A 26,775-nucleotide genomic window follows, 5' to 3' on the forward strand; every position below is an offset into this window, starting at 1 on the left:
ACTTTTTTTATACTTCTCTACGAATCTCAAATTCGACAAAAACTTCTTCTACAGGCTCTACCTTCTGTTTTCTAATTAGCCAAACCAGATATAAAACTAAAATGAAGGTGCAGATAACCGAGCCTTCTATCCCAAAGTTTCCGCCAGAAAATGTTGCGTTTCCAACTGGCCTTGATACCATTAAGCCTGGAGCATCTATACCGCTAACTTTAAAACCTAGTAAAGTTCCCTGGCAAAAATTCCATCCAAAATGCATCCCAACACTCCACCAAATATTTCTTTTTTGCAAAGTAATTAATGCGAAAACTATACCACATAGTGTAATATTTATCATTGCAAATACAGAAAAATTGGGGTTTGAAATGTGAATTAAACCGAAAAGTAATCCGTTTAGAAATATTGAAACCCAGATTTTGTACCGCTCTGCAAAAACCACCAATGGAAAGGTTCTAAAAACAAATTCCTCAGAAATGCCTACAAAAATAAAAAATATTAGATAACTCAAAATTGAGCTCACTTCAAATTTGGTATAAAAGAAATCTACATTCCCGTTGATAAACATTAGGCCAGTACAAGCCAGAATTAAAGCTAGGCCGATTCCAGTACCTTTTAAAAAGCCTGATAGCAAATTGTTTTTAACGACAAATACACGTTCAAAATTTCTGGTTGGATAAGTTTGAAATATCATAAACAATGCTCCAATCGCCATAAACGTAAGTGATATTTCGCTAAAGAACAAACTCGGCAAACTTCCCTCTTGAAATTTAAAAAGCGGCAATTGGGCTAAAAAACCAACGGGTATCGCCCAAAGAAATAAGTAGAAAACAAAAAGTAAAAGCCTTAATATTGGTTTCAGAAGATAGATGAATTTATGCTCCATTTGAAGAGAATTGTTTTTTCAAAAGTTCGACAACAGTTTTGTCGGTTTTGAATGTAATTTCATCTATTAATAAATTTTCTATTTTAACCCAGCGAAAAGACTGTAGAATTTCACCCTTCTCATCAAAATCATAAATTTTTGTTTTAAAGGCAAGCTGAAGTGGCGCTTTCTCTTTAACCAAATAATAAACGCTAATAACCTGACTATCGTTAAATGAAGATTTCTCGAAAAAATCGGTAGTGTAAAAATGAGCGGTTACATCAATCTCTGCATTACATTCTTCAACAAATTCTCTTTTTAATCCATCAATTAATCCTTCACCAAGTTCCAAGCCTCCACCAGGAAATTTACTAAAGCGAAAGCCATACTCCTGTTCATCACTAACCAAAACTTCATTATCTTGATTAATTAGCAAACCATAAACCCTAACGTTAAAGTAACTCATTTTCGAAATGCTTTTTGTTTCTAATTACAATTTCTGGCGTCCAAACAATTTCATTTTTAAAAGCCTCGGCTCTTACAGGGCATTCGCTCATGTGGCAATAATGGCAGCATTCTGGCAAGCAAGGATCTGCATGAATAAACAGTTCTGCCTTACGAACGCCATTTTTATTAATTAATTCATCAATTTGAGAAATCTCTTTATGCACTTTATTCAAATCGAAATAATAGGGCAAGGTAACATGACAATCGATGTGAAATTCAGGTCCATATTGTTGTGTACGAAGGTTATGAACATCTATCCAAGGTTTATGTCTGTTTTTTTGTAAAACATCAACAACCTCCTCTAGCAAAGTAAAATCACTTTCATCCATCAAGCCACCAACAGAACCACGGGTTAATTTATAACCAGAATACACGATGTAAAACCCTACAATGAAGGACAATACACTATCAAACCAAATTATATTTGTCAGCTGAATTAAAATTAAGCCTATAACAATAGCCCCACTTGTATAAGTATCAGTAAGTAAGTGTTTTCCATCCGCTATCAAAGTTATAGAATGCTCGTCTTTACCAACATTAATCAGGTAAAATCCAACAATCATATTCACTAAGCCTGTGATCCCAATGATTAATGTTCCCTCCAGCAATTGCCCTACGGCGTGAGGATAAACTAAATTGTATGAAGATTTGAATATAATAATTACACCAGCAATCAAAATTAAAATCCCTTCTACAAAAGCAGAAAAGAACTCCACCTTGCCATGTCCGTAAGGATGATTTTCGTCTCTTGGTTGCGTGCTTAAATAGATGCTGTAAAATGCAAAACTGCCAGCTATAACATTAACAATACTTTCTGCAGCATCCGTTAAAATAGCGTTTGAGCCTGTTATAAAATAAGCTACAAACTTTGCAAGCATTAATACAACACTCACTACCAACGAAATAATTATAGCTTTCTTTTTAACTGTCACGAGGATTTTTTTTCAAAAATACGGTTATCATATAAATTAAATGATAAAAACTATTGCTTTTTTAGTGCAGAATAATATTTGGTTTATATATTTGCGCTCAAAGTAATTAACCATGAGCACCTTATCCAAAAGAATCAACAGTCTATCAGAATCTGCAACCTTAAAAATGACCAAATTAGGTCGTGAATTAGCTTCAAAAGGAATTAATATAATCAGTTTGAGCGTTGGCGAGCCAGATTTTAATACACCAGACCACGTTAAAAATGCTGCAAAAAAAGCATTAGATGAAAATTATACACGTTATTCGCCAGTTCCAGGCTATCCAGATTTACGCCAGGCAATCGTAAACAAGCTTAAAACCGAAAACAATTTAGATTACGACATTTCTCAAATTGTTGTTTCTACGGGTGCGAAACAATCACTTTCTAATGTGATCCTTACTTTAATCGATCCTGAAGATGAGGTAATTATCCCTACACCATATTGGGTATCTTATTCGGAAATGGTTAACCTTGCAGAAGGAAAGTCGGTTTTTATTGATACGGATATTGATAGTAATTTTAAAATTACACCAGCACAATTGGAGGCTGCTATAACCCCAAAATCAAAACTTTTCATGTTTTCATCGCCTTGCAATCCTACAGGTTCTGTTTACAGTAAAGATGAATTGGCAGCATTAGTAGAGGTTTTTGAAAAACATCCAAACATTTATATCCTATCGGATGAGATTTATGAACATATCAACTTTGTTGATAAACATGAATCTATTGCGCAATTTGACAGTATCAAAGACCGTGTAATCATTGTGAATGGTTTCTCTAAAGCATTTGCTATGACTGGCTGGAGATTAGGTTATATCGCAGCAAACAAGGAAATTGCAGCAGCTAACGATAAGCTACAAGGTCAAACTACCTCTGGAACTTGTTCTATAGCACAAAGAGCAGGCATTGTAGCTTACGAGCAAGGTTTAGAAAGTGTTTTAATAATGAAGGAAGCATTCCTTCGTCGTAGAGAACTTGTTTATAATTTATTAAATGAAATACCAGGTGTAAAAACCAATCTTCCAGATGGTGCTTTCTATTTCTTCCCTGAAATTAGTTCTTTCTTTGGCAAAAAAGATGCTGAAGGAAATGAAATCAAAGATTCATCAGACTTAGCTTTATATTTATTAAATGTTGGTCACGTAGCAACTGTTGGTGGCGATTCATTTGGTAATAACAACTATATCCGTTTATCATACGCAGCATCAGACGAGAGTTTGGTTGAAGCACTAAAAAGAATAAAAGAAGCATTAGCAAAATTGAAATAACTAACAGTTATTCTTAATAAAAGCCCTTCGTTATTGATTAGCGAAGGGCTTTTTTTGGTAATCATATCTAAATCGCATTAAAAACATTACTTTAGCAAAGGATTCCCTAATAAAAATGCCCGAAATTAAACCAAAAAAGCCCGAACGTTCTGGTTCACTAGATTTACTTAGATTTTTCGCTGTATTTATCGTTTTTTTTGCTCACTATGTTGATACGTTTAATTATGTTTATAAAATAGTTCCTGCCAATTTAAAGTGGCTACCGATTTCTTGTTATTCAACACTAGCTCTCTTAGTTTTTTTTATTGTAAGCGGTTATGTAGTTACTATGACTTCTTTGAAAAGGAATTTAAGGGAGTTTACAATAACGAGATTATCTAGAATTTATCCATTATTTTGGATAAGCTGCATTGTAGCCTTTGTTATTTCAAGGCTAATGAATCATTCTTTTTTACCTGTATTACCATTTAAGGCTTTTTTGATCAACCTAACAATAATGCCTTCAATTTTTGGGTATGAAATGTTAAATCCAGTTTTCCATACTCTTCTTTTAGAAATGGTGTTTTACTTCTTTATAGGGCTAGTAATAGGCTTTAAACTTTGGAATCGTATCATGATCATAATAAGCATGTTACTTACCTATTGTATATATGCTGCATTCAAACAAGTCGTTCATGTTAATTTTGTTATTCTTCCGTTTACAGCTGGCATGCTTTTTTATTTCATATATAGTAAATATGCTAGCAAATGGAAACTATACATTTTGCTTTTGATAAATTTCTTATGCCAGCTGGCTATGTCACAACCCTTAGAAAAACAGTTTGCACTTTTCTATAAAGAATCTGGAATTGTAAATATGTGGGTAATCGCAGCCTTAATCGCATCGATGTACTTAATATTTTTACTGATTTCTACGCGTAAACTACATATAAAGGGATCAAAATTACATCAAACCCTCGGAGAAATAGCTTATCCATTTTATCTTTTTCATATATATTTCCTATGTTTCTACTGGTTTTTTAGGGATAAGATTCAAGCCGATTTATTATTATTCTTAATTTTATTAGCCATAACATTAACTTCATATATTATTAATAAATTGGTCGAGAAACCATTATCAACATTAGCAACAAATATTTTAAATACAATATTCAATTTTTTTGAAAGGAGTGTTAGAATCAAAAAAATTAAACCGAAAACTAAAATAGGAATTTGATCTAAATCTTATGATCGTAGATTAATTACCTTTATACTTAAATCATCCTCCTTCAATGATAAAAACATTTACCCAAAAAGTACACAAGCTCAGCACTAATTTAAACATACTGAGAATTGTTAAATTGATCCTAGCAGCATCTAAAAAATGGGCTTTTATTTCAATTTTATTCATTGTAATTGAAAGTGCTTTATTCTATTCATCCTTCTACATGGTAAAGGTTTTGATTGATATGGTTTCAAAACATGGGGTAGGCAATTTAAAAGACGAACCTTTAGTAATTAAATATGTTATCCTTGCAGCTGTATCAACAATTGCTTATGTTGCATTAAAATCTATTTCAAGCTATATAATTGAAAAACAATCTGCCAAGGTAACAGAGTATGTAGATGACAAAATTCATAGAAGTGCAATCGAGCTTGACTTGTCATTTTATGAAAGCCCAGAATATTTTGATATATTAAAAAGAGCCAGAGACATGGGAAATGACAGACCCAATCTGATTGTTGCTACAATAATTGATATTGGTAAAAACTCCATTAATCTGGCTTTAATAACCTCAATGTTAATAACAATTGATTGGAGATTATTCCCCATTATGGCATTATTTATAATCCCTACACTATTTGTAAGAATTAACTTTGCCGATACTCAAAATATCCTCCGATTATCTCAAACAGCACTAGAAAGAAAATCTAGTTATTTTAGTTCTTTGCTTACCCTTGATACGCACGCCAAAGAAATTAAAAGTTTTGGTTTAGGCCATCATATACGAAAAATCTACGTCGATATTAGACTCTCATTATTAGATGCCAGATTAAAAATTAGTAAAAGAAAAGTATATCAGGAGGTTGCAACTTCGATACTAGCTACATCTGGTCTTTTTTGCTGCATCGCATATATTGTTATTGGTAGCATGCACGGTTCGACAAGTATTGGAGACATAACTCTATTTCTAATTATCTTACCACAATCTTTTACAGTAATGCAGACACTTTCTACAGGAATTGCAACACTTTATCAAAATAACGTTTATGTAAAAAGTATTTTTGAACTATTTGATTTAAAAAGTTCTTTATCCGAACCTCAGAACCCCCAATCAATACCAAATGATAAAAATATAGATTTAGAGCTAAAAAATATATCATTCACCTATCCTCACTCAAATCGACCTACTTTAACCAATATTAATTTAAAACTACCTGCTGGAAAAATAATCGCTGTTGTGGGCAGTAATGGAGCAGGAAAATCAACCTTAATAAAATTACTTTGTCGACTTTACGACCCTACCTCAGGATCAATTCTTTTTTTTGGTAAGGATATTCGAAATTTCATTAGTAAGGATTATCAAAAACAAATCTGCGCCGTTTTTCAAGATTTTGGAAAATATAACGTTTCAGCAGCAGACAACATTAAGTTTGGAGATATTGATGGAAAAAGCAGACCTGAAATAGATGTAATAGAAGCTGCAAAGAATTCAGGAGCAAACTTATTTATTGATAAATTTTCAAAGGGATACGAAACAACTATGGGTCGAATTTTTGAAGATGGACAAGAAGTGAGTATCGGCCAATGGCAGAAACTTGCCATAGCGAGGGCTTTTTACAGTCCATCAAGATTTATAATTTTAGACGAAGCAACAAGTGCTTTGGATGCTACATCAGAAAAAGAACTTTTTAATTCGTTAAGGGATAGAATTGGCAATAGGGCTGCATTAATTATCAGCCATCGTCAATCTGCAGTAAAACATGCCGATTATATATATTTTCTTTATGAAGGACAAATATCAGAGCATGGAACTCATGATGAGCTTATAGCACTAAAAGGTGGCTATTTTAATTTATTTAAAAATACATCTCTATAAAATTCTATGCGTAAAATATTAATTGTAACCACTTGTATAGATGATTGGGGAGGTAGTGAAGAGCTTTGGGGAAGAAGTACTCCTTTTTTACAAGAGGCTGGCTTCGAAATATCGATTGTTAAAGAAAATATTAATAAACAGCATCCAGAGTATATTAAACTAGCAGAAAATAATATAAAGTTAATAGAGATCTTTCCTAGAAAATCAACTGCTTTTAGGATTAAGAAAAAAGCAGGAAAACTATTCACCAAAATTGCTATTGGATTAAAAATGGCTCAATATGGAGGCGAAGATTTTAGTAATTATATTAAAATTTTAAAAAATAATACGCCCGAATTGGTAATTATATCTCAAGGAATTAACTTTGATGGCCTTAAATTAGCATATCAATGTTCGAAATTGGAAATTCCTTATGTTGTTATTGCTCAAAAAGCTGTTGATTTTTATTGGCCATATTTTACCGATCGGGATAGCATGTCTGAAGCCCTATCAAAATCTCAAAGAATTTTCTTCGTTTCAAAACATAATTTAAGGCTTACGGAGGAGCAATTTGGCAAAAGATTAACCAATGGTCATGTCATCTTTAACCCAATGAAGTTGTCAGGAAAGGTTGTACCTTTTCCTAAATCTGAAAAAATATTTAAGCTTGCTTGTTTAGGAAGACTTTTCTTATTAGATAAAGGTCAGGATATTTTGATTAGGATCATGTCCGAACAAAAATGGAAAGAAAGACCTATTATGATTTCTTTTATTGGAAAAGGAAATGATGAAAAAGCGTTAAAAGAAATGGCTGCACTTCTTGGCGTAAGTAATGTAGAATTTAAAGGTCAAATCGATGATGTAGAAAGCATGTGGAAAGACTACCATGCCTTAATTTTGCCATCTAGAAGTGAGGGTTTGCCCTTATCCATGGTAGAAGCCATGTCAGCAGGTAGACCAGTAATTATATCTAATGCTGGCGGAAATGCAGAACTCGTAGAAGAAGGAAAAACTGGTTTTATCGGGTATCCAAACGAACAGTCATTTTCAGATGCAATGGAGCGAGCTTGGGACGAGCGGCATAATTGGGAAGAAATAGGCTTAAATGCTGCAAAACACATAGCGCAAGTTGTTCCAAAGTTACCAGAAAAAGATTTTGCAAAAATTATTATCAAAATGCTTAATGTGAATTAGAATTGCAGATGTATGATTAGAACTGAAGATATTGACCAATCCATATTGAGAGGAGTAGATTACCTTCATCAACATCAATTCCCTAACGGCGAATTTTGTGTTTACATGGGTTTCGACGATAATTTAACTCATACCATTCCGTATAGCAACGTATTTCCTACATCGTTAATATGCTACTCTTTACTTCATTTAAGGCATTTATCTAAGGTGAAACAAATGTTGGAACTATCAAGTTTCTTCCTTCAGTTTCAATCGATGAGAGCTGGCGTATGGAATAATTTCACGTCATGGAATCCCCTATTCAAAACTTGTCCAGCGGATGTAGATAATACTTCTTGCGCATCTAAAGTTTTACAAGAGCTTGGAAAAAATTATCCTGAAAACAAAAGTATAATTCTGAAAAACCGAAACAAACTAGGTTTATTTTATACTTGGTATACACTTCGACCAAATCTTATTTTCGATAAAAATTACTGGTTACTGATCCTAAGAGAATATAAGAACCCTATTAAATCATTTATGTTTTGGCATAAGTTTGAGTGTAGTAGAAATGACATTGATGCAGTTGTTAATGCAAATGTCCTATTTTACCTTGGCCTTGATGATAATACAAAACCACTTATTAATTATATGATCAATATAATTGAGCAAAATAAGGAGAACGATTGCGATGAATGGTATCGAAATCCATTTTCTATTTATTATTTTTTTTCGAGAAATTACAAAAAGGCAATTGTTGAACTAGAGCCATTAAAGAAACCACTAATTGACCGAATTATTGAAACAGTTAAAGAAGATGGCTCAATTGGTGCAAGTATTTTAGATACCGCTTTCGGTGTAATATCCTTATTAAACTTAAACTACTACTCACTTATTATTGAAGATGCTGTTGCGTATCTAATTAAAAACCAACAAGATTATGGAAATTGGCAAAGATGGGTGGTTTATTACGGGGGAGCAAAAAAGCTAAGTTGTTTTGGTTCTGAAGAATTCACTACAGGTTTTTGTCTTGAAGCTTTAGCACTCTACAAAGAAACTCAAGATAAATGAAAATATTTAACGTTATAAGGTCGCATGAGTGGTGGGCATATAAATTGCCGCCTTTATTAGCTATAGGCTATGCTACAACAATAATGACAGATACGCCGCTATATAAAGTTGCTTTATGGTTAATTTTTCTTTTATGTTCACTGATAATTGGAGCAATTTACGTTAGTGTCATTAACGATATAACTGATATGGATGAGGATATTGCAAGTGGTAAATCTAATAGAATACAGCATTTGCCTAAACAATATAGGTGGATAATCCCTGCTATCTGTATTCTTTTAGGTATTTTTTTTGGATATTTTCTTTATCCTGATGTATTATCATGTTTTCTGTATTCACTTTCGTGGATTGTCTTTAGCCTATACTCGATAAAACCTTTTAGGCTAAAAAACAGAGGAATACTTGGTGTTATTGCTGACGGTTGCGGCTCGCATCTTTTTCCTAGTTTACTTATGGTTTCCAGTATGAGCTATGTTTCAAATCAACAAATAGATTACATCTGGTTTGCAGCAGTAGGTATATGGGCATTAGCTTATGGTTTAAGGGGTATTTTGTGGCACCAATTTTCAGATCGTGAAAACGATATTAAAGTTAATTTGAATACTTATGCAAGCGGAGTTGAGCCTACTGAATTTAACAACAAAGCCAGGTTTATTTTCATTGTCGAAATTTTTGCCCTAACGATCATGCTGCTTAAAATCCACCTAATCATCACCATAGTAGCATTGATTTTTTACTTTATTCTCATATTTCTTAGGTACAAGATAAACAAAACACAAGTTATTATTGTTTTAAAAAGCGATGATAGGCCCTATCAAATTATTATGGCAGACTATTATCAAATGTTTTTACCTATTTCTCTATTATTTGCAGCAATATTAATAAACATAATTAATGTAACAGTTTTAATAATACATATCTCCTTATTCCCATATTTGTTATGGTTAGCTATTTATGATTATGCCTTTTTTGCCAGAGCAATAGTTTTCAAAAAACACCGTAACTTTTAGTTTAAAAAATTAACAGGATTATTTAATAATGTAGTGGATATTGTTTCATTTAGTGTTTTTATTTACAATGCAAAATTCTATCTTTAGTTCATCTTTAAAATCTTCCATTCCCCCTATATAATATCAATGGCCAATCAAAAGTTAGTCACCATAATCATCCCGACTTATAATAGAGAAAAGAAACTTCCTGATGCCATTGAGAGTGCTATTAATCAATCATATAAAAACATCCAAATTGTTGTAATAGATGATGGTTCGATAGATCAAACAGCAGAATTAATCAAAAAATATCCTCAAATAGAATATCATTACAAACAAAATGGAGGTCAGGCCTCTGCCCGAAATTTAGGATTATCTTATGCAAAAGGCTCTATTATTGCCTCGCTTGATTCGGATGACATTTGGCATCCTGACTTTTTGGAGCAATGCATATCTAAATTGGAAGAAGAAAATCTTGATTTTGTATTTGCAAATTGGGAACAGGAAAGTAAAATTGGTAATCCTTGGGATTTTTTAAATAACGATCCGTTTTTAATCCCATACTTCCCAAAGGAACAGGATAATTGGGTTTTACTAGAATATAATGAACTTAGAGACTTATATCTAAAATCGTGTCCTTCGCCATCCTCGTCTGTTGTTATTAAACGTTCTTCAATATTAACAGGTTGGGATGAGGAAATGAATATTGGCGACGATTGGTGTATGTATCTAGAACTAATTTTATCAAAACCCTGCCGTGCTGCCTTTACACTGCAAAAATTATGGAAAAAGCGTGTTGATGAAATTAATATTTATGATGGCAGAAAATGGAGCGAGGTTTTAGAATTTTTATATATAGCTGATGTAAAAGCTAAAATTTTAAAATTTGAGAAACTTTTAAAACCAAATGAACGTAAAATTCTTGATGAAAGGTATATGAGTGGTTTAGTTGAATTTGCTAAGCACAATCTAATTCGGGAATTAAATTTTAAATATTCTCTTAATTTAATGGTAAAATCGTTTGCGATAAATATTCCATTTACATTGGGGCAAATTCCAAAAGTTTTTATGAAAGGTTTACAAAGAAAAATAAACCCTCAACAAAAACTCAATCCTTAAACCATTATCCGCATTCTAAGCCATAATTATTTCCTTTTAGAGTATTTTTATAGCTTAGAATATATCCTATCCTCTCTAGCTTCTAATTGCTTCAACAGGATCTAATCTCGATGCCGAATATGCAGGCCAGAAACCTGATATTGTGCCTATTATTACAGATATGCCAATGCCTAGTGTAATGTTATTTAAGCCAAGGATAATGTGAAAATCGGTTATAGCTCCTATTGCCAGGGCGAGTAAATAAACGAGTAATAATCCAAGCAAGCCACCCAAAATACATAGCGAAATTGCTTCGAATATAAACTGTAAAAGAATAAAATATCTTTTAGCACCAAGCGATTTTTGAATACCTATAATATTAGTGCGTTCTTTTACCGAAACAAACATAATATTAGCAATACTGAAACCACCGACAAGAATAGAGAAACCTCCGATTACCCAGCCAGCGATATTAACAACATCAAACATTTTATTAAGCTGATTAGAAAGGATTGTTGTTTTATTCAAGGCAAAATCATCTTCCTGGTTGGGCCTTAACCTGTGAATTGATCGCATTAAACCCTGCAACTCACTTTCTACTTCTTCTAATGATACATGATCAGATCCTCTAACTGTAATCTGTGGATTATAGCGCTCATTCTGTACATCCAAAATTCCCTTAGCAAAATTTATAGGCAGGTTAACACTTTTATCTAATGAGGTGCCTAACATATCTTCGCCTTCTTTTACGAAAACCCCAATTACGGTAACTCTCCTACCTAAAACTTGTACTTGTTTTCCAATAGGTTCTTCATCACCAAATAAACCTTCTGCAATTTCGGCTCCAATTAAGCAAACTGGCGTACCGTTATTGCTTTCATTTTCAGTAAAATAACGTCCAGATTGCAGTTCAAAATTCCATGTTTTATTAAAATCCTGAGAAGCTGCAGAAATAGAAACCCCTTCAACTGAACCACTTCTATATTTAATAGTTCTATTACCTGTAGAAATTTCAAAAGTTATACCATCAGCATTGCTCATTCTTTCTTTTAAGGTTTCGAAATCCCTAATTGATGGTTGCGGACGGTTTGCGTATTTCCACCATGGATAATTATCGCCAAAGCTCCATGGCCATTTCTGAATGTAAATTGTGTTCGAACCAAGCTTATCAACACTCGATTGCAATTTACCACGAAAGGTATCCACACCAGAAAACACAAAAATAATTACAAAAATACCAATAGTTATCGCCAGGAGCGATAACATTGTACGTAACTTGTTTTGGCGTAATGCATCAAATGCAAAACGAAAACTCTCGCCTATTAGCCTGAAAATTATCATAATTATCTGTTAGATGCAAAGAATTGAAAAAGGTTACAGTTCATTATCAAAACTAATTAATTTTATATCTATTAAACATTTTTTTAATTGTATAAGCATATTAAAACATAATACACTATAATTGCGTTTGATAAAATACGAAAAAGAAGAATTAAATTCGTATTTTTGCACCTCAAAAAATTCATCAAGAATGAAATTATCACAATTCAAATTCAACTTACCAGAGGCACTAGTGGCTAACAATCCAGCTGAACAACGCGACGAAGCACGTTTGATGGTTTTACACAAAGACAGCGGTAAAATTGAACATAAAATTTTTAAAGACGTTTTAGGTTATTTCGATGACAAAGACGTTATGATATTAAATAACACAAAAGTTTTCCCTGCTCGTTTATATGGCAATAAAGAGAAAACTGGTGCTACAATCGAGGTTTTCTTACTTCGTGAGTTAAATAAAGAACTACGTTTATGGGATGTTTTAGTGGACCCAGCTCGTAAAATCCGTGTTGGTAATAAATTATATTTCGGCGATGACGATTTGTTAGTTGCTGAGGTTGTAGATAACACTACATCTCGCGGCCGTACAATCCGTTTCTTATTCGAAGGAACTGATGAAGAATTCAGAAAAAACGTTGAAATTTTAGGCGAAACTCCACTTCCTAAATATATTAAACGTAAAGCTACTGCTGAAGATAAAGAACGTTATCAAACAATTTTCGCGAAACACGAAGGTGCAGTTGCAGCTCCAACTGCAGGTTTACACTTTAGTCGCGAATTAATGAAGCGCCTTGAACTTAAAGGTATAGAATTTGCCGAAGTTACCTTACACGTTGGTTTAGGAACTTTCAGAACTGTAGAAGTTGAAGATTTAACTAAACACAAAATGGATTCTGAGCAATTTATTATTGAGCAAAAAGATGCTGATATTGTAAATAAAGCTTTAGAAGAAAAAAGAAGAATTTGTGCCGTTGGTACAACTTCAATGCGTTCTATCGAATCGGCTGTTTCTGCAAACAGAACTTTAAAAGCTGCTAACGACTGGACAAGTAAGTTTATCTTCCCTCCTTACGATTTCAGTATTGCAAACTCGATGATAACCAATTTCCACACACCTGAATCTACTTTATTAATGATGGTTAGTGCTTTTGGCGGTTACGAAAACGTAATGAATGCTTACGAAGTTGCAGTAAAAGAAAAATATAAATTTTATAGCTATGGTGATGCCATGCTAATTATCTAAAATCGATTCAAGTATTAAGTATCGAGTATCGAGACTAAAGTCTATACTTGCTACTTGATACTAAATACTTGATACTTTTGATGATGAAATATTACGCTGTAATTGTAGCAGGAGGTTCGGGAAATCGAATGCAAACTGAAACCCCAAAACAATTTCTACTGCTTAATAACCTTCCGGTTTTAATGCACACGATAAAAGCTTTTGCGCAAAGCGATTCTCAACCAAAAATTTTAGTTGTATTACACACCGACCAGCACAATTACTGGCGAAGGCTTTGTAATGAATTTAATTTTAACATACCGCACGAAATTATTGCTGGTGGCTCAGAGCGATTTAATTCTGTTCAGAATGCCATTAAAACAATTAACGAAGATTGCTTCGTCGCAATACATGACGCAGTTAGACCATTAGTTTCAAAACAGCTTATAGATTATAGTTATAAGCAAGCTACTGAATTAGGAAATGTAGTTGTTGCAATACAATCTAGCGATAGTGTTAGGCTTTTAAGAAATGGCGAAACATCTGCTATTAAAAGAAATGAGGTTTATCTGGTACAAACTCCTCAGGTATTCGATCTATCAGTTTTGAGAAGTGCATACGAGCAAGACTTTGAATTAGCCTTTACAGATGATGCAAGTGTTGTAGAAGCACTTGGAGAAAAAATAAATATTATCGAAGGAGAAAGAAACAACATAAAAATAACCTACCCGATCGATTTAGAATTGGCAGAAATGTTAATTAATAAAAATACCCTTTAAATTATAAAGGGTATTTTTATTTTGTTTAGGCAGCTCTGCCTATAACCTTAAGTAATATTGCTATAACAGCTATTACGAGTAGAACATGAATAATTCCACCTACATCACCAAAGCCGTGAAATACAAAACCTATAACCCATAGTATTACCAATACTACCGCTACTAAATACAATAAATTCCCCATAGTGTTAATTTTTTAAGTAAATATTGAAGTATTAACACACACGATAATCTTTTGTTTAAAAAATGTAAAGATTTATTTTGATCTCACCATTTGCCTCTATTTTCATCGCTTATAAAATAAAATGCAAAAAAAAGCTCCCGATTTTCATCGGGAGCTTTTCAGGCTTTCTTTAGTATTCATCCTCATTAAAGAAGAAATCTTCTTTAGTAGGATAATCTGGCCAAATTTCTTCTATTGTTTCATAAGGCTCGCCGTCATCTTCTAATGCCTGTAAATTCTCGATAACTTCTACAGGTGCTCCAGAACGGATACCGTAATCAATTAACTCATCTTTTGTTGCAGGCCATGGTGCGTCTTCCAGGTGGGAAGCTAATTCTAGTGTCCAATACATATCTTCAATTCAATTAAATTCTTATTCTTAATATTTCGCAAAGTATATTAAAATTTCTGAGCAAAACAAACTTATTTTTCCACCATTAAACACGAGGTATCCAAATGTTTTCTTCTGCTCCGAAATCAATATTCAGTTTTCGTGCCAAAACAAATAAATAATCGCTCAAACGGTTTAGATAAACTGTTACGCGTTCATCTACAAAACTATTTCCTGCAAGTTCTACAGTTAAACGTTCTGCCCTTCTGCAAACACATCTGGCAATATGACAGTAGGAAACTACCGTATTACCGCCTGGTAAAATAAAATGCTTTAATGCTGGCAAGCTTTCGTTCATAGCATCCATTTCGTTTTCAAGCAAAGTAACGTCGCTATCATGCAAATCAGGAATCTTCATTTTAGATTTTTCAGGGTCGGCTGCCAAAGAAGAGCCTACCGTAAATAATCGATCCTGAATCTCTTTAAGTAATTGCTGATGATGGGCATCGATGTTCTGGCACATAATTAACCCGATGTACGAATTTAATTCATCAACGGTTCCGTAAGCTTCAATACGTAAATGATATTTTGCAACACGAGTGCCACCAATTAATGATGTCTGGCCTTTATCGCCAGTTTTTGTGTAGATTTTCATACCCTTAACCCCTAAAAGGGAAATTATTATATAAAATCCTAAAAGTCCCCGGTGGGGATTTAGGGATTAATTTATTTTTTCCCAATCGCTTCCGCTTTCTTTTAAAGCCTGCAAGCGTGGCGAAACATTTTTTATATCGGTATTCAAGTAATCATTCTCTATCAAACCATCACGCATACGTACAATTCTGTGTGCATGTTGAGCAATATCTTCCTCATGCGTTACCAAAATAATTGTATTTCCTTTGCTATGAATTTCTTCGAGCAAACCCATAATTTCGATAGAGGTTTTGGTATCTAAGTTGCCCGTTGGCTCATCGGCAAGAATAATAGAAGGATCGTTAATTAATGCTCTCGCAACAGCTACACGTTGACGCTGACCACCAGAAAGCTCGTTGGGTTTATGATCCATACGATTTCCTAAACCTACATTTTCTAACGCCTTAGCAGCGCGAGCATCTCGATCCTTTTTACTGTTTCCTGCGTAAATTAGCGGCAATGCTACGTTATCTAAAGAAGTGGAGCGCGGTAAAAGATTAAATGTTTGAAAAACGAAACCGATTTCCTGATTGCGAACTTCAGCTAAAGCATCATCCGTCATGTGGCTTACGTCAGTTCCGTTTAATATATAAGTTCCACTCGAAGGTGTATCTAAACAACCCAAAATATTCATCAACGTAGATTTACCTGAACCAGAAGGACCCATTAACGCCACAAACTCACCTTTGTTTATATCTAAACTTACTGATTTTAAAGCATGAATTACCTCTGAACCGATAACGTATTTACGTCCAATTTCTTTAATGGTGATGAGTGGTTGCGACATAGTTTTTATTTTTTAGACAAGGGTAATGGGTAAGATGTTACAAGCGATTTTAAAAAACATCTATTATGTTACTAAACGCAGCTTAAATTTTAACCAATTAATTGAAGCTTATTTCTCAATGATTTTTGGAACCATAAAAAACTCATCTGTATGTTTTGCTGCATTTTTCAAACCATCGGCAGTAGAAATTTCTTGTTTAAAAACATCCTCGCGCCACACATTTGTAGCTTCATTCATATAAACCAAAGGTTTAACAGCAGAAGTATCTAGTTCGTTTAATTTTTCCATAAACGATAAGATCTTATTCATTTCAGGAATGAGGGTTTCAACCTCTTTTTCATCAATATGAATCCTTGCCAAATCGGCTATTTTGTGAATGGTCTTTGCGTCTAAATTCATATTATAAAAGTTTGCTATCAATCAATTTAAAAACCTTTTCTTTTAATCCATCTGTATCACCATCTGTTAGCTGAGATGTATTAATTGGTTTGTGGACGTAAATATCGCAAATTCCAGGCTTACTTCCATACTTAGCACCGTCATCCCAGTTAATTTTCCAAACATTGGTTATACTTACTGGCACTAAAGGAATATTTTTTTCTATTGCAAGGCGAAATGGACCATTTTTAAACTCGCCAAGTTTTGGTGGGTAGTGATCATCTATTTTTCCCTCTGGAAAAATGATTAAACTCATCCCCTTTTCTAAATTTTCGCCTGCTTTTTTAAAAGCCCTGAATGCTGATATTTTACTATCTCGTTTTACAGATATATCAATAGTTTTAAAAAATATGCCTAATACAGGGTTATTTAATAATTCATCTTTGCCCATAAAATGATACCGCCCTTTTGCCAAAATGCAAAATATCATAATATCTAAATTAGATGTATGGTTGGCGCAGTAAATATAAGTTTGCTTGTTATCTAATGGCTCTTCAAATTTATAAGAGAAAAATACCCCAGCAAATAAACTACATAGAAAGCTATTTGCCATTCGGCAAAAATTTAATATCCCATAATACTTCGGATTTTTAGACGTAATTATATAAATCGGATAAAAGAGTGCAAAGAAAAACAGTATCCAGAAAAGGTACCAAACGCGATGTAATTGCCTAAAAAATTTTATCATAGATTGTCAAAAATATAAAATAGTTTGATAATTCATTATGATATAAGCTCACGATCTCAGTGCTGATCAGATCATAATCATTTTATTTTCAATTACATTAATCACATCAATAAAAGAGCACATTACTATAATAACTATCCGTAGTAAATAATATCTGTATCCAGTACTTAGCCAGGTGTTCGCCAGTATAAACCCAGTTCCTAACACCGACGCTAACCCAGAGATGACCTTAGAAATATTTGACGATAAAATGGATATGACCACAAGGTGCAGGTATTGATTAACCTAGGAGAAGATATTTTTTTATGATATAAAATTGAATCTATACTATAGTTTGATGGCTTTTTATTTTTAATTTCGTGCCATTATGAAAGAAACAGTGGTGAGTGGCATCAGGCCAACAGGAAAGCTACATTTAGGAAATTATTTTGGCGCAGTAACTAACTTTGTAAAAATGCAGTACGATTACAACTGCTATTTTTTTATTGCCGACCTCCATTCTTTAACTACACATCCAGTACCTGGTGATTTGCATGGTTATGTAAGACACGTTTTAGTAGAATATTTAGCTTGTGGCATTAATCCTGAAGAGGCAACAATATATATCCAATCTGATGTTCCAGAGGTTTCTGAGCTTTATTTGTACCTGAATATGAATGCTTATTTGGGCGAATTAGAACGCAGTGCATCTTTCAAAGAGAAAATTAGAGCAAATCCTGATAATGTTAATGCTGGTTTATTAACCTATCCGACCCTAATGGCGGCAGATATTTTGATTCACAAGGCTACAAAAGTTCCTGTTGGTAAAGATCAGGAGCAACATTTAGAGATGACCAGGAATTTTGGAAATCGTTTTAATAGAATGTATAATACCGATTTATTCCCAGAGTCGTTTGCGTTTAGTTATTCTGAAAATTTGGTAAAAGTGCCAGGTTTAGAAGGTAAAGGTAAAATGAGCAAATCTGACGGTGATGGAAATTGCATTTATTTGTCTGATAGTCCAGAAATTATTCGCAAAAAGGTATCTCGTGCGGTTAGCGATAGTGGCCCGACGGAAGAAAACCAGGCAAAGCCCGAAGCTATTCAAAACCTATTCGATTTAATGAAAATTGTTTCTACCCCAGATACGGTTGAGCATTTTGACGGTTTATACAACAAAATGCAAATTAGATACGGAGATATGAAAAAACAGCTTGCAGAAGATATGATTATTTTTAACTCACCAATAAGAGAACGAATTGAAGAGTTATCTAAAGATGATTTATATTTAAGACAGGTTGCTAAACACGGTGCTTTAAAAGCTCGAGAAAGTGCGCAGAAAACCATTAAAGAAGTTCGTAACTTAATTGGGTTTAAAAGTTTTTAATTTTATTTAATAGATTTGAGATAAGAGACTTTAGATGAGCGCTTAAAATCCTTCATTTTCCTTCTTACATATTTCACATCTTACATCATTATATATGCACATAGCAATAGTAGGAAATATAGGCGCTGGTAAAACAACTTTAACTGGTTTGTTGGCAAAAAATTATGGATGGGAAGCTTTATATGAAGCTGTTGATAACAATCCGTATCTCGAAGATTTTTATAGCGACATGAAACGCTGGAGCTTTAACCTTCAGATTTATTTCTTAAACAGTCGTTTTCAACAAATTACAGACATCGAAGTAAATAAACGTAATGTTATTCAAGACAGAACGATTTATGAAGATGCACATATTTTTGCTGAAAACTTACACGATATGGCTTTGATGACTACCCGTGATCACGATAATTACCGTGCTATTTTCGATAATATTACATCGTTTATTAAACCTCCAGATTTGCTGGTTTATTTACGTGCTTCTGTGCCAACGCTTGTAAATAATATACAACGCCGAGGCCGCGAATATGAAGCTGGTATTCGTATCGATTATTTATCTAAACTGAACGAGAAATATGAAGCCTGGATTAAAGGCTACGATCTTGGTAAATTATTAATTCTTGATAAAGATAAATTGGATTTCACTAACAATCCTGAAGATTTAGGTACGGTAATTCAATCTATAGAAGCCGAAATAAACGGATTATTTTAATTTTTTTAGCTGTAAGAAAAAACGATTCAAAATTGTTACCCTGAACTTTGTAAGAAATCTAAACTTTTATTTCACTTTAAAATACTCTTTATCAAACTCATAATTATGAAGAGTTGTATAATCAGTTAAGGTTTTTTTAAGTAAAATTATCAATCTATAAACGATGGAAAAAGATTTCGAACATGATAAACCAGAAAACTGGAAATGGGGTATTTTCTATTTTAATAGAAACGATTCAAGATTCATCATCAGAAAACGAATTGAAGTTTTGGGGTGGACACTTAATTTTGCACATCCAATTTCCTATATTATTTTGGGGTTAATTTTTGCTTTTGTAGCCTACAGGCTCTATCAAAAAAATATATGATAGATAAAAAATCAGTTATCGGGATAATTCCTGCTCGCTTTGCCTCTACCCGATTTCCAGGCAAGCCATTGGTAGATATTGCTGGCAAAAGCATGATACAAAGGGTGTATGAGCAGGCATCCAAAGCAGAAAGTTTATCGAAAGTTGTAATTGCAACCGACGATGAACGTATTGTTGAAGAAGTTAAAAGATTTGGTGGCGAGTATGTAATTACAGCTTCAACACACCAAAGCGGAACAGATAGATGCGCTGAAGTTATTGAGCAGCTTACTGGTTTTGATATTGTAATTAATATTCAGGGTGACGAGCCTTTTATAGAACCTGCACAAATAGATTTGCTTACCAGTTGCTTTGTTGAAGAAAAAGTTCAGCTGGCAACCTTAATAAAACCGATAGAAAGTCAGGAAAGTATTTATAATCCAAACAGTCCAAAGGTGGTAATTGATGTAAACGGCAGGGCAATGTATTTCAGTAGAAGCCCTATTCCTTTTATTAGAAATGGAGAACCAGGTGTTTGGGCAGAAAAACATCAGTTTTACAAACACGTAGGTATTTACGGTTACCGAACAGAATCTTTAAAAGAGATTACAAAATTAGCACCATCCTCATTAGAAATTGCTGAAAGTTTAGAACAGCTTCGCTGGATTGAAAACGGATTTTACATCCAAACAAAAATTACAGATTTAGAAACTGTTGCTATTGATACACCAGAAGACCTTAAAAAGTTGAATAAGCTTTTAAAGGCTTTGAAATTAGAGTAAATGGTACGAAGCAATTTCTTTATTTGAGATTGCTTCGTACCTTAAAATAGGGATTTTAGCTTACCACTAACTCCATTTGGATATTGCAACGCGTATATGGCGTAGGTTTGCCAGCAACCTTTTCAAAACCTAGTTTATGGTAAAGGTTAATGGCGGGCTTGAGGATAGTATTACTTTCTAAATAAATTTTAGAAGCACCCAATTTTTTTGCCAATTCTATAATTGCACTAGAAAGTAAAAAACCTATATTTTTTCCTTGTGCTTTCGGTGAAACAGCCATTTTTGCCAACTCGAAATCGTATTCCTCATCATCCATTTTAATCAACGCACACACACCTAAAGGTTCGCCATTGTAGAGCGCAACTAAAATATGTCCACCATTATCTAAAATATAGCCTTGCGGATGATCTAAAGCTTTGTAATCAGATTCTTCCATTTTAAAATACGCTGATATCCACTCTACGTTTAACGCCCTAAATACTTCCTGGTATTTTGGCTCATAAGCAACAATTTCAACTTGCTCGCTATCTCTAAGTTTTTTCTTGTCTTCCACTCTTTTTAATAATGTTTTTTGTTCTAATAAAAATTCCCACTCACCTATCGCTTCCCAAAGTTTGTTTTGCGTTTGTGCCGATAATTCTTCAATAGCCGCATTAACATCAATTAACTGGTTAGTAACCTTATCCGAAATGATCAAACCTTGTTTAGAAAGGCTAACTACATTCCGTCGCCCATCACTTTTATCTTTCTTTTCCAATACATAACCTTTCTTCAACATCTCGCTGATTATTTTGCTTACGGAGGGATGTGAATGACCAATCTCTTTAGCTAACTCCGTAATGGTTTTCTCCTCTCCTTTTGATAGAGAATAAAATACGGGGAACCATTTGGGTTGCATATCTATATCGTAAAGTTTATAAATCTGTGCTGCGTCTTCGGTAACCTTGTCTGTTAACATTCTTAATCTACTTCCAATAGCAACCTTACCTGTTTGTTCAAAAAAGCTCATATATTAAATTAATTACGTAACTGATTACGCAATATTACAAAAAAATGTTTTCAATTGGATAAATTAAATTATTTTTAGAAAACGATATACTATGAGGAAGTTTTTATACTTATTGCTTTTCTTATTTATAGCCAAAAACGGAATAGCTCAAAAGCCATACGGAATCTTTTTAAAAACAAATTTATTAAATCTGATTGCTAAGCGACCATCATTTTCTACTGAGAAAACTATCGCACTAAAATATGGCCTGGAACTTTCTTATAACACAGGAGTATTAAACTGGGGAAGAGATTATGAATATAACGGATTTTTACTGCGGGCAAAAATGTATGCTTATGAAATAAAACAACATGAGATTACGCCTTTTTTTGGAATATATACAGGAAACTTAAACAAAACAATTGTATCAAATAATGCCTACGTTCATCCTACTGGATATTTATCTTTTGGAAATGATAGAAACTTCAAGGCGAATTCCATCCGTTCGGGTATTAATATTGGGTTTCTGTATATTCCAGCTAAAAGATTTTTGCTCGAAACAACTACTGGAATAGGTTATGGAAAATATTTCAACATAGAAACATTTCAAGGAAGCGATGCTCCAAAAGGATATTTAGATTTTCAATTAACTTTATCAATAGGTTATTCTCTATAATTCGAACTAAAAATTTGATAAAACTCTAAAATTCGTATTTTCGACCATGAGAAAATTATCATTACTTATCATTACATGTGTTGTTGTTCTATTTGCTTGTCAATCAAATCAAAAAGAGAAAGCAGAATCCATAGAATTTAAGAATGTAAATTCGAGCATAGGTAAATCATTTTCAAATTTAAAGACATTAGATACATTTAAAATTGAATTAACTGGCAGAAAGCCAGAAGATATGGTTTTAAACTTCAGCATCAAAAATGCTGAAGGCATCGAAATTTACAATGCGAAACTAAAAGGTACTGAGCTTTTGGGTAGTACAGATCCCAACATCGATTTATCGAAAGAAAAAGATCAAATTATTTTTCTTAAAACAATAGCTAACGACTTTTTTAGTGATGATAATTTTCTAGAACCTGCAGTTATGCCAGATGATAAAGCTGATAATTACACCCCAGATAAAGCGCTTTATGAGGAATTAAAAAAATCGGGTTTAAATGGCTTTAAGTATCGTTTAGGAAAAGAGAACAACATTTACATTGCCTGGAGCGAAAAAGAAAAGAAGGTAAAGATTTATTACAATTGTTGTTAATTCACTTTTTATATCTACTAATTATCTTCTTAACCCCCATCACAAAAAGCACAAATTATCATCATAATTTAAAGCGAAAAACGAAACTGATCTTAATAATTGTTATCGACTAAGCTTTACCAAAAAAGATAATGCAACAAAACAATTTTATAATCCATTAAATAACATTGCTTTATCATTTTTAAAATTACCGAGTTTTATTTCTGCTTGAACGACTAATTTTACTACCTTTGTACCCCGTACAAAAAGCAACATTTTTTGCCTTTGTTGCATAAATTCACAAACATGACTAAGTATATTTTTGTTACGGGCGGTGTTACTTCCTCTTTAGGTAAGGGCATCATATCCGCTTCTTTAGCTAAACTCTTACAGGCACGAGGTTATCGTGTAACCATTCAAAAATTCGATCCGTACATTAATATCGATCCAGGAACATTAAATCCATACGAGCACGGTGAGTGTTTTGTTACGGAAGATGGTGCTGAAACCGATTTAGATCTTGGTCATTACGAACGTTTCTTAAATGTTCCAACTTCGCAGGCAAACAACATTACAACAGGTCGTATTTACCAAAACGTAATTAGCAAAGAGCGTAAAGGTGAGTATTTAGGTAAAACTGTACAGGTTGTTCCGCACATTACCGATGAAATTAAACGTAATATGCGTATTCTTGGTGATAGCGGTGATTACGACATTGTAATTACGGAGCTTGGTGGTACGGTTGGTGATATCGAATCTTTACCGTTTATAGAAGCTGTTCGTCAGTTTAAATGGGAAGAAGGCAATTCGAATGCAATTGTAATTCATTTAACTTTAGTACCATATTTAGCGGCAGCTGGAGAGTTGAAAACAAAACCAACACAACACTCGGTTAAAGCCTTGTTAGAATATGGTATTCAGCCCGATATCCTGGTTTGTAGAACCGAACATCACTTAGGCCCTGATTTGAGAAAAAAAATCGCCTTATTTTGTAACGTTAATATCAACGCAGTTGTCGAATCAATGGATGCATCTACAATTTATGATGTGCCTTTGCTGATGTTAAAAGAACAATTAGATAAAACTGTTTTAGCGAAATTAAAATTACCAACCAAAAACGATCCAGATATGGAAAGCTGGAAAGATTTTCTTGGTCGTTTAAAAAATCCTACAGCTGAAGTTAAAATTGGCTTGGTTGGAAAATATGTTGAATTACCTGATGCTTATAAATCGATTATAGAATCTTTTGTACATGCTGGTTCTAAAAATGAATGTAAAGTAAAAGTAGAATATATTCACTCTGAAGGCATTTTCCCTGATAATGTAAAAGAGAAATTAGGCCATCTACAAGGTGTTTTAGTTGCACCAGGTTTTGGTAGTCGCGGTATTGAAGGTAAAATTGATACAATTAAATACGTTCGCGAAAATAACATTCCTTTCTTTGGTATTTGTTTAGGTATGCAATGTGCCGTAATTGAATATGGCCGTAATGTTTTAGGCTTAAAAGGCGCACATACGGTAGAAATTGAAGAAAATGCTGAAAATCCTGTAATCAACATGATGGAGGAGCAGAAAAAAATAACAAATAAAGGCGGCACAATGCGTTTGGGTTCTTATCCTTGCGACATTAAAAAAGGCACAAAGGCTTTTGCTATTTACGGTAAACAACATATAAACGAGCGCCACCGTCATCGTTACGAATTTAATAATGCCTATTTAAAACAATACGAAGAAGCAGGAATGATTGCCTCTGGTATTAATCCTGAATCGGGCCTTGTTGAAATTGTAGAATTAAAAAGCCATCCTTTTTTCGTGGGCGGCCAGTTTCACCCAGAATTAAAATCAACAGTAGCAAATCCTCACCCACTTTTTGTTAAATTTGTGGCCGCTGCAATGGAGTATGCTAAAAAGAAAACTAATTAACTGCAGCATAAAAATAAATAATGGATAGAAATACCTTTACAGGATTATTCCTGATTATGATCATTTTGGCAGGATCATTCTACTTCTTCAAACCAAGTGAAGCAGAACTTAAAAAAGCCAAAGAAACAGAGAAAATTGATTCGCTTAAAAAAGCAGGTGTTACTGCAACTACATTAAAAGATACTGTAAAAAATACAGCTGTTGCAAATCCTGCAGTTGATTCTTTAGCGCTTAAAGGCCCTTTCGGAACCGCTTTAGCTGGAACAGAATTGAATACAGTTATAGAAAACGAAAACTTATTAATTACCTTGAGTAATAAAGGTGGTAAAATTGCATCGGTGCAAGTTAAAGGCCAAAAAACTTTTGATGGTAAACCTTTAATTTTGTTTAGTGGAAACAACAATAAGTTTGGCTTAAACATTAATGCAGCAGGAAAAGTAATCAACACAAACGATTTATACTTTACACCTGTTAAAAATGGCAATAGTGTAACTATGCGTGCTAATTATGGTGCCAATGCTTATGTAGAATTTGCTTACGATTTAAAAGCAGCAAGTAACAAGGTAGCATTTAATGTTAATTTGGTTGGTTTACAGCAAGTTATTTCTGGCAACACAATTAATTTAAACTGGGATGCAACGTTATTGCAACAAGAAAAATCTATTGAAAGTGAGCACCGTTATTCTGCTCCATACTACAAATATTTAGATGGTGATGTAAACCACTTAAGTGTTTCAAAAGATGAGAAAGAAGAATTAACTAAAGGAAAAATCCAATGGGTTTCATTTAAGCAACATTTTTTCTCTGCTTCATTAATTGCTAAACAAGCATTTGAAAAAGGAAGTTTAGAAGTTAAAATTCCAACAACTCCAGGTCAGATTAAATTCTATAGTGCAAATATGCAATTGCCTTACACGCATCTTGCAAATCAGGCTTACGAAATGGAATTCTATTTTGGCACCAACAAATTCTCGACTTTGAAAGCTCAAGGATACGATTTGGAGCAGCAAGTTGATATGGGTTATTGGCCGTTAAAATATGTTAACCGTTTTATCGTATTGCCAGTATTTAATTTCCTTAACGGTTTCGGTTGGGGTTATGGCCTGATTATTTTTGCGCTTACCATTTTATTAAAACTTGCATTATCACCATTAACCTACAAGTCATACTTATCGATGGCTAAAATGAGGGTTTTAAAACCTGAAATGGATGAGATTAAAGCAAAAGTTGGTGAAGATAATCCTACTTTAGTTCAGCAAGAATATTTGAAACTCTATAAGAAAGCTGGTGTAAATCCACTCGGCGGGTGTTTGCCGATGGTTTTACAATTACCATTAGTTATGGCTTTCTTCTTCTTCTTCCCTAACTTGTTCGAGTTAAGACAAGAAAGTTTCCTTTGGATGAAAGATTTATCTACTTATGATGAGTTTATCCGTTTCGGTGTTAAAATTCCTTTCATAGGCGACCACTTAAGTTTAATGTGTGTATTGATGACGATCTCTACATTAATTATGACTTACTTTAACAACCAGGTTTCGGGTGCAACAGGTCAAATGAAATACATTGGCTACATTATGCCAGTAATTTTCTTGGGTGTATTAAATAGCTATCCTGCCGGATTAAATTATTACTACTTCTTAGCTAACTTAATGACATTCGGACAGCAGTTCTTAATCCGTAAAATGGTTGATGATGATAAAATTCATGCTTTAATTCAACAAAATAAGGCGAAACCAGCTGATGAGAAAAAGAAAAAATCTAAATTCCAACAGCGTTTAGATGATTACATGCGTCAACAACAACAGCAACAAGGTAAAAAGTAATTGCTTATTTATATATCAAAAGCCTCGATTGTTTAAAAGCAATCGAGGCTTTTTGGTTTAATATCCCCTGATTAATAAAATCGCTTTTGGCGTTAAGG

28 protein-coding genes are annotated in these 26,775 nt (G+C 33.5%); 17 read left to right on the top strand and 11 right to left on the bottom strand.

Going from position 1 to position 26,775, the window contains the following annotated elements; all coding sequences use genetic code 11:
• Positions 1 to 7: 7 nt before the first annotated feature.
• The 3 genes from ABD692_RS00075 to ABD692_RS00085 are packed head-to-tail and all read right to left on the bottom strand — an operon-like array spanning position 8 to position 2,298.
• Positions 8 to 880, bottom strand: a complete 873-nt coding sequence (locus tag ABD692_RS00075; protein WP_344763983.1) for a CPBP family intramembrane glutamic endopeptidase — start codon at positions 878 to 880, stop codon at positions 8 to 10.
• Positions 870 to 1,325 carry an NUDIX domain-containing protein gene (locus ABD692_RS00080; RefSeq protein WP_344763985.1) on the bottom strand — a complete coding sequence of 152 codons (456 nt, stop codon included), beginning with the start codon at positions 1,323 to 1,325 and terminating at the stop codon, positions 870 to 872. The genes ABD692_RS00075 and ABD692_RS00080 overlap by 11 nt, the downstream gene beginning before the upstream one ends.
• Entirely contained in the window at positions 1,312 to 2,298 is a 987-nt protein-coding gene (locus ABD692_RS00085; protein ID WP_344763987.1) for a cation diffusion facilitator family transporter, read from the bottom strand. The genes ABD692_RS00080 and ABD692_RS00085 overlap by 14 nt, the downstream gene beginning before the upstream one ends.
• A 112-nt stretch (positions 2,299 to 2,410) precedes the next feature.
• Here ABD692_RS00085 and ABD692_RS00090 point away from each other — a divergent pair, with 112 nt between their 5' ends.
• From ABD692_RS00090 to ABD692_RS00120, 7 genes are all read left to right on the top strand, one after another.
• Entirely contained in the window at positions 2,411 to 3,607 is a 1,197-nt protein-coding gene (locus ABD692_RS00090) for a pyridoxal phosphate-dependent aminotransferase (protein WP_344763989.1), read from the top strand.
• 115 nt (positions 3,608 to 3,722) lie between these two features.
• On the top strand, positions 3,723 to 4,823 hold the full coding sequence (locus ABD692_RS00095; RefSeq protein WP_344763990.1) for an acyltransferase family protein: 1,101 nt from the start codon (positions 3,723 to 3,725) through the stop codon (positions 4,821 to 4,823).
• A 55-nt stretch (positions 4,824 to 4,878) separates the two neighbouring features.
• Complete coding sequence (locus ABD692_RS00100; protein ID WP_316758788.1) at positions 4,879 to 6,687, top strand: ABC transporter ATP-binding protein; 1,809 nt, start codon at positions 4,879 to 4,881, stop codon at positions 6,685 to 6,687.
• Between the two features lie 6 nt (positions 6,688 to 6,693).
• Positions 6,694 to 7,860 (top strand): glycosyltransferase family 4 protein, encoded by a 1,167-nt coding sequence (locus tag ABD692_RS00105; protein WP_316758786.1) that lies wholly within the window; start codon positions 6,694 to 6,696, stop codon positions 7,858 to 7,860.
• 12 nt (positions 7,861 to 7,872) lie between these two features.
• Positions 7,873 to 8,910 carry a prenyltransferase/squalene oxidase repeat-containing protein gene (locus ABD692_RS00110; RefSeq protein WP_344763992.1) on the top strand — a complete coding sequence of 346 codons (1,038 nt, stop codon included), beginning with the start codon at positions 7,873 to 7,875 and terminating at the stop codon, positions 8,908 to 8,910.
• Complete coding sequence (locus ABD692_RS00115; RefSeq protein WP_316758782.1) at positions 8,907 to 9,920, top strand: UbiA family prenyltransferase; 1,014 nt, start codon at positions 8,907 to 8,909, stop codon at positions 9,918 to 9,920. Before ABD692_RS00110 ends, ABD692_RS00115 begins: the two co-directional genes overlap by 4 nt.
• A gap of 126 nt (positions 9,921 to 10,046) precedes the next feature.
• The gene (locus tag ABD692_RS00120; RefSeq protein ID WP_316758779.1) at positions 10,047 to 11,018 is read left to right on the top strand and encodes a glycosyltransferase; all 972 of its coding nucleotides are present in this window, start codon (positions 10,047 to 10,049) and stop codon (positions 11,016 to 11,018) included.
• 75 nt (positions 11,019 to 11,093) lie between these two features.
• On the opposite strand, the gene ABD692_RS00125 is transcribed toward ABD692_RS00120, so the two are convergent.
• Positions 11,094 to 12,338, bottom strand: coding sequence for an ABC transporter permease (locus tag ABD692_RS00125; RefSeq protein ID WP_316758777.1), 1,245 nt, complete (start codon positions 12,336 to 12,338; stop codon positions 11,094 to 11,096).
• Positions 12,339 to 12,528: 190 nt separating this feature from the next.
• Between ABD692_RS00125 and queA the strand changes: the two genes are divergently transcribed.
• Positions 12,529 to 13,578, top strand: a complete 1,050-nt coding sequence (gene queA / locus ABD692_RS00130; protein WP_316758775.1) for a tRNA preQ1(34) S-adenosylmethionine ribosyltransferase-isomerase QueA — start codon at positions 12,529 to 12,531, stop codon at positions 13,576 to 13,578.
• Between the two features lie 80 nt (positions 13,579 to 13,658).
• The gene (locus ABD692_RS00135; protein ID WP_344763997.1) at positions 13,659 to 14,336 is read left to right on the top strand and encodes a 2-C-methyl-D-erythritol 4-phosphate cytidylyltransferase; all 678 of its coding nucleotides are present in this window, start codon (positions 13,659 to 13,661) and stop codon (positions 14,334 to 14,336) included.
• A gap of 25 nt (positions 14,337 to 14,361) precedes the next feature.
• On the opposite strand, the gene ABD692_RS00140 is transcribed toward ABD692_RS00135, so the two are convergent.
• From ABD692_RS00140 to ABD692_RS00165, 6 genes are all read right to left on the bottom strand, one after another.
• Entirely contained in the window at positions 14,362 to 14,520 is a 159-nt protein-coding gene (locus ABD692_RS00140) for a lmo0937 family membrane protein (protein ID WP_109924584.1), read from the bottom strand.
• A 169-nt stretch (positions 14,521 to 14,689) separates the two neighbouring features.
• Positions 14,690 to 14,911 (bottom strand): DUF2795 domain-containing protein, encoded by a 222-nt coding sequence (locus ABD692_RS00145; protein ID WP_010603503.1) that lies wholly within the window; start codon positions 14,909 to 14,911, stop codon positions 14,690 to 14,692.
• 85 nt (positions 14,912 to 14,996) lie between these two features.
• Positions 14,997 to 15,545, bottom strand: coding sequence for a cob(I)yrinic acid a,c-diamide adenosyltransferase (locus tag ABD692_RS00150; RefSeq protein ID WP_344764002.1), 549 nt, complete (start codon positions 15,543 to 15,545; stop codon positions 14,997 to 14,999).
• Positions 15,546 to 15,611: 66 nt separating this feature from the next.
• Positions 15,612 to 16,370, bottom strand: coding sequence for an ABC transporter ATP-binding protein (locus tag ABD692_RS00155; RefSeq protein WP_316758765.1), 759 nt, complete (start codon positions 16,368 to 16,370; stop codon positions 15,612 to 15,614).
• Between the two features lie 108 nt (positions 16,371 to 16,478).
• Positions 16,479 to 16,769 carry an Asp-tRNA(Asn)/Glu-tRNA(Gln) amidotransferase subunit GatC gene (gatC, locus tag ABD692_RS00160; RefSeq protein ID WP_344764005.1) on the bottom strand — a complete coding sequence of 97 codons (291 nt, stop codon included), beginning with the start codon at positions 16,767 to 16,769 and terminating at the stop codon, positions 16,479 to 16,481.
• Between the two features lies 1 nt (position 16,770).
• A complete protein-coding gene (locus tag ABD692_RS00165) occupies positions 16,771 to 17,361 on the bottom strand; it encodes a lysophospholipid acyltransferase family protein (protein WP_344764007.1) in 591 nt (196 codons plus the stop codon).
• 502 nt (positions 17,362 to 17,863) lie between these two features.
• Here ABD692_RS00165 and trpS point away from each other — a divergent pair.
• From trpS to kdsB, 4 genes are all read left to right on the top strand, one after another.
• Positions 17,864 to 18,862: a tryptophan--tRNA ligase gene (trpS, locus tag ABD692_RS00170; RefSeq protein ID WP_316758758.1), complete on the top strand. Its 999-nt coding sequence runs from the start codon at positions 17,864 to 17,866 to the stop codon at positions 18,860 to 18,862.
• 94 nt (positions 18,863 to 18,956) lie between these two features.
• A complete protein-coding gene (locus ABD692_RS00175) occupies positions 18,957 to 19,571 on the top strand; it encodes a deoxynucleoside kinase (RefSeq protein ID WP_316758757.1) in 615 nt (204 codons plus the stop codon).
• A gap of 163 nt (positions 19,572 to 19,734) precedes the next feature.
• A complete protein-coding gene (locus ABD692_RS00180) occupies positions 19,735 to 19,938 on the top strand; it encodes a DUF5808 domain-containing protein (protein ID WP_344764009.1) in 204 nt (67 codons plus the stop codon).
• Positions 19,935 to 20,699 carry a 3-deoxy-manno-octulosonate cytidylyltransferase gene (gene kdsB, locus ABD692_RS00185; protein ID WP_316758753.1) on the top strand — a complete coding sequence of 255 codons (765 nt, stop codon included), beginning with the start codon at positions 19,935 to 19,937 and terminating at the stop codon, positions 20,697 to 20,699. The genes ABD692_RS00180 and kdsB overlap by 4 nt, the downstream gene beginning before the upstream one ends.
• Positions 20,700 to 20,754: 55 nt before the next feature.
• Here kdsB and ABD692_RS00190 read toward each other — a convergent pair whose 3' ends face one another.
• Positions 20,755 to 21,708, bottom strand: coding sequence for a bifunctional helix-turn-helix transcriptional regulator/GNAT family N-acetyltransferase (locus tag ABD692_RS00190; RefSeq protein ID WP_344764011.1), 954 nt, complete (start codon positions 21,706 to 21,708; stop codon positions 20,755 to 20,757).
• Between the two features lie 91 nt (positions 21,709 to 21,799).
• On the opposite strand from ABD692_RS00190, the gene ABD692_RS00195 reads away from it, so the two are divergent.
• The 4 genes from ABD692_RS00195 (at position 21,800) to yidC (ending at position 26,677) form a co-directional block, all read left to right on the top strand.
• Entirely contained in the window at positions 21,800 to 22,363 is a 564-nt protein-coding gene (locus ABD692_RS00195; protein ID WP_344764013.1) for a DUF3575 domain-containing protein, read from the top strand.
• A 46-nt stretch (positions 22,364 to 22,409) separates the two neighbouring features.
• Positions 22,410 to 22,952: a hypothetical protein gene (locus ABD692_RS00200; RefSeq protein ID WP_316758747.1), complete on the top strand. Its 543-nt coding sequence runs from the start codon at positions 22,410 to 22,412 to the stop codon at positions 22,950 to 22,952.
• Between the two features lie 285 nt (positions 22,953 to 23,237).
• Positions 23,238 to 24,854, top strand: coding sequence for a CTP synthase (pyrG, locus tag ABD692_RS00205; RefSeq protein WP_316758745.1), 1,617 nt, complete (start codon positions 23,238 to 23,240; stop codon positions 24,852 to 24,854).
• Positions 24,855 to 24,874: 20 nt separating this feature from the next.
• On the top strand, positions 24,875 to 26,677 hold the full coding sequence (gene yidC, locus ABD692_RS00210; RefSeq protein WP_344764016.1) for a membrane protein insertase YidC: 1,803 nt from the start codon (positions 24,875 to 24,877) through the stop codon (positions 26,675 to 26,677).
• Positions 26,678 to 26,775 lie beyond the last annotated feature (98 nt).

Source organism: Pedobacter ginsengiterrae, from assembly GCF_039537385.1.
GTDB classification, from domain to species: domain Bacteria; phylum Bacteroidota; class Bacteroidia; order Sphingobacteriales; family Sphingobacteriaceae; genus Pedobacter; species Pedobacter ginsengiterrae.

Bases quoted from the DNA above. Each gene is read 5' to 3' on its own strand.
- yidC (WP_344764016.1), top strand. From the start codon at position 24,875: ATGGATAGAAATACCTTTACAGGATTATTCCTGATTATGATCATTTTG.
- pyrG (WP_316758745.1), top strand. From the start codon at position 23,238: ATGACTAAGTATATTTTTGTTACGGGCGGTGTTACTTCCTCTTTAGGT.
- ABD692_RS00115 (WP_316758782.1), top strand. From the start codon at position 8,907: ATGAAAATATTTAACGTTATAAGGTCGCATGAGTGGTGGGCATATAAA.
- ABD692_RS00180 (WP_344764009.1), top strand. From the start codon at position 19,735: ATGGAAAAAGATTTCGAACATGATAAACCAGAAAACTGGAAATGGGGT.
- ABD692_RS00090 (WP_344763989.1), top strand. From the start codon at position 2,411: ATGAGCACCTTATCCAAAAGAATCAACAGTCTATCAGAATCTGCAACC.
- ABD692_RS00080 (WP_344763985.1), bottom strand. From the start codon at position 1,325: ATGAGTTACTTTAACGTTAGGGTTTATGGTTTGCTAATTAATCAAGAT.
- trpS (WP_316758758.1), top strand. From the start codon at position 17,864: ATGAAAGAAACAGTGGTGAGTGGCATCAGGCCAACAGGAAAGCTACAT.
- ABD692_RS00095 (WP_344763990.1), top strand. From the start codon at position 3,723: ATGCCCGAAATTAAACCAAAAAAGCCCGAACGTTCTGGTTCACTAGAT.
- ABD692_RS00200 (WP_316758747.1), top strand. From the start codon at position 22,410: ATGAGAAAATTATCATTACTTATCATTACATGTGTTGTTGTTCTATTT.
- ABD692_RS00100 (WP_316758788.1), top strand. From the start codon at position 4,879: ATGATAAAAACATTTACCCAAAAAGTACACAAGCTCAGCACTAATTTA.
- ABD692_RS00125 (WP_316758777.1), bottom strand. From the start codon at position 12,338: ATGATAATTTTCAGGCTAATAGGCGAGAGTTTTCGTTTTGCATTTGAT.
- ABD692_RS00175 (WP_316758757.1), top strand. From the start codon at position 18,957: ATGCACATAGCAATAGTAGGAAATATAGGCGCTGGTAAAACAACTTTA.
- ABD692_RS00150 (WP_344764002.1), bottom strand. From the start codon at position 15,545: ATGAAAATCTACACAAAAACTGGCGATAAAGGCCAGACATCATTAATT.
- ABD692_RS00135 (WP_344763997.1), top strand. From the start codon at position 13,659: ATGATGAAATATTACGCTGTAATTGTAGCAGGAGGTTCGGGAAATCGA.
- ABD692_RS00075 (WP_344763983.1), bottom strand. From the start codon at position 880: ATGGAGCATAAATTCATCTATCTTCTGAAACCAATATTAAGGCTTTTA.
- ABD692_RS00195 (WP_344764013.1), top strand. From the start codon at position 21,800: ATGAGGAAGTTTTTATACTTATTGCTTTTCTTATTTATAGCCAAAAAC.
- ABD692_RS00145 (WP_010603503.1), bottom strand. From the start codon at position 14,911: ATGTATTGGACACTAGAATTAGCTTCCCACCTGGAAGACGCACCATGG.
- ABD692_RS00120 (WP_316758779.1), top strand. From the start codon at position 10,047: ATGGCCAATCAAAAGTTAGTCACCATAATCATCCCGACTTATAATAGA.
- ABD692_RS00110 (WP_344763992.1), top strand. From the start codon at position 7,873: ATGATTAGAACTGAAGATATTGACCAATCCATATTGAGAGGAGTAGAT.
- ABD692_RS00165 (WP_344764007.1), bottom strand. From the start codon at position 17,361: ATGGCAAATAGCTTTCTATGTAGTTTATTTGCTGGGGTATTTTTCTCT.
- ABD692_RS00190 (WP_344764011.1), bottom strand. From the start codon at position 21,708: ATGAGCTTTTTTGAACAAACAGGTAAGGTTGCTATTGGAAGTAGATTA.
- gatC (WP_344764005.1), bottom strand. From the start codon at position 16,769: ATGAATTTAGACGCAAAGACCATTCACAAAATAGCCGATTTGGCAAGG.
- kdsB (WP_316758753.1), top strand. From the start codon at position 19,935: ATGATAGATAAAAAATCAGTTATCGGGATAATTCCTGCTCGCTTTGCC.
- ABD692_RS00105 (WP_316758786.1), top strand. From the start codon at position 6,694: ATGCGTAAAATATTAATTGTAACCACTTGTATAGATGATTGGGGAGGT.
- ABD692_RS00140 (WP_109924584.1), bottom strand. From the start codon at position 14,520: ATGGGGAATTTATTGTATTTAGTAGCGGTAGTATTGGTAATACTATGG.
- queA (WP_316758775.1), top strand. From the start codon at position 12,529: ATGAAATTATCACAATTCAAATTCAACTTACCAGAGGCACTAGTGGCT.
- ABD692_RS00155 (WP_316758765.1), bottom strand. From the start codon at position 16,370: ATGTCGCAACCACTCATCACCATTAAAGAAATTGGACGTAAATACGTT.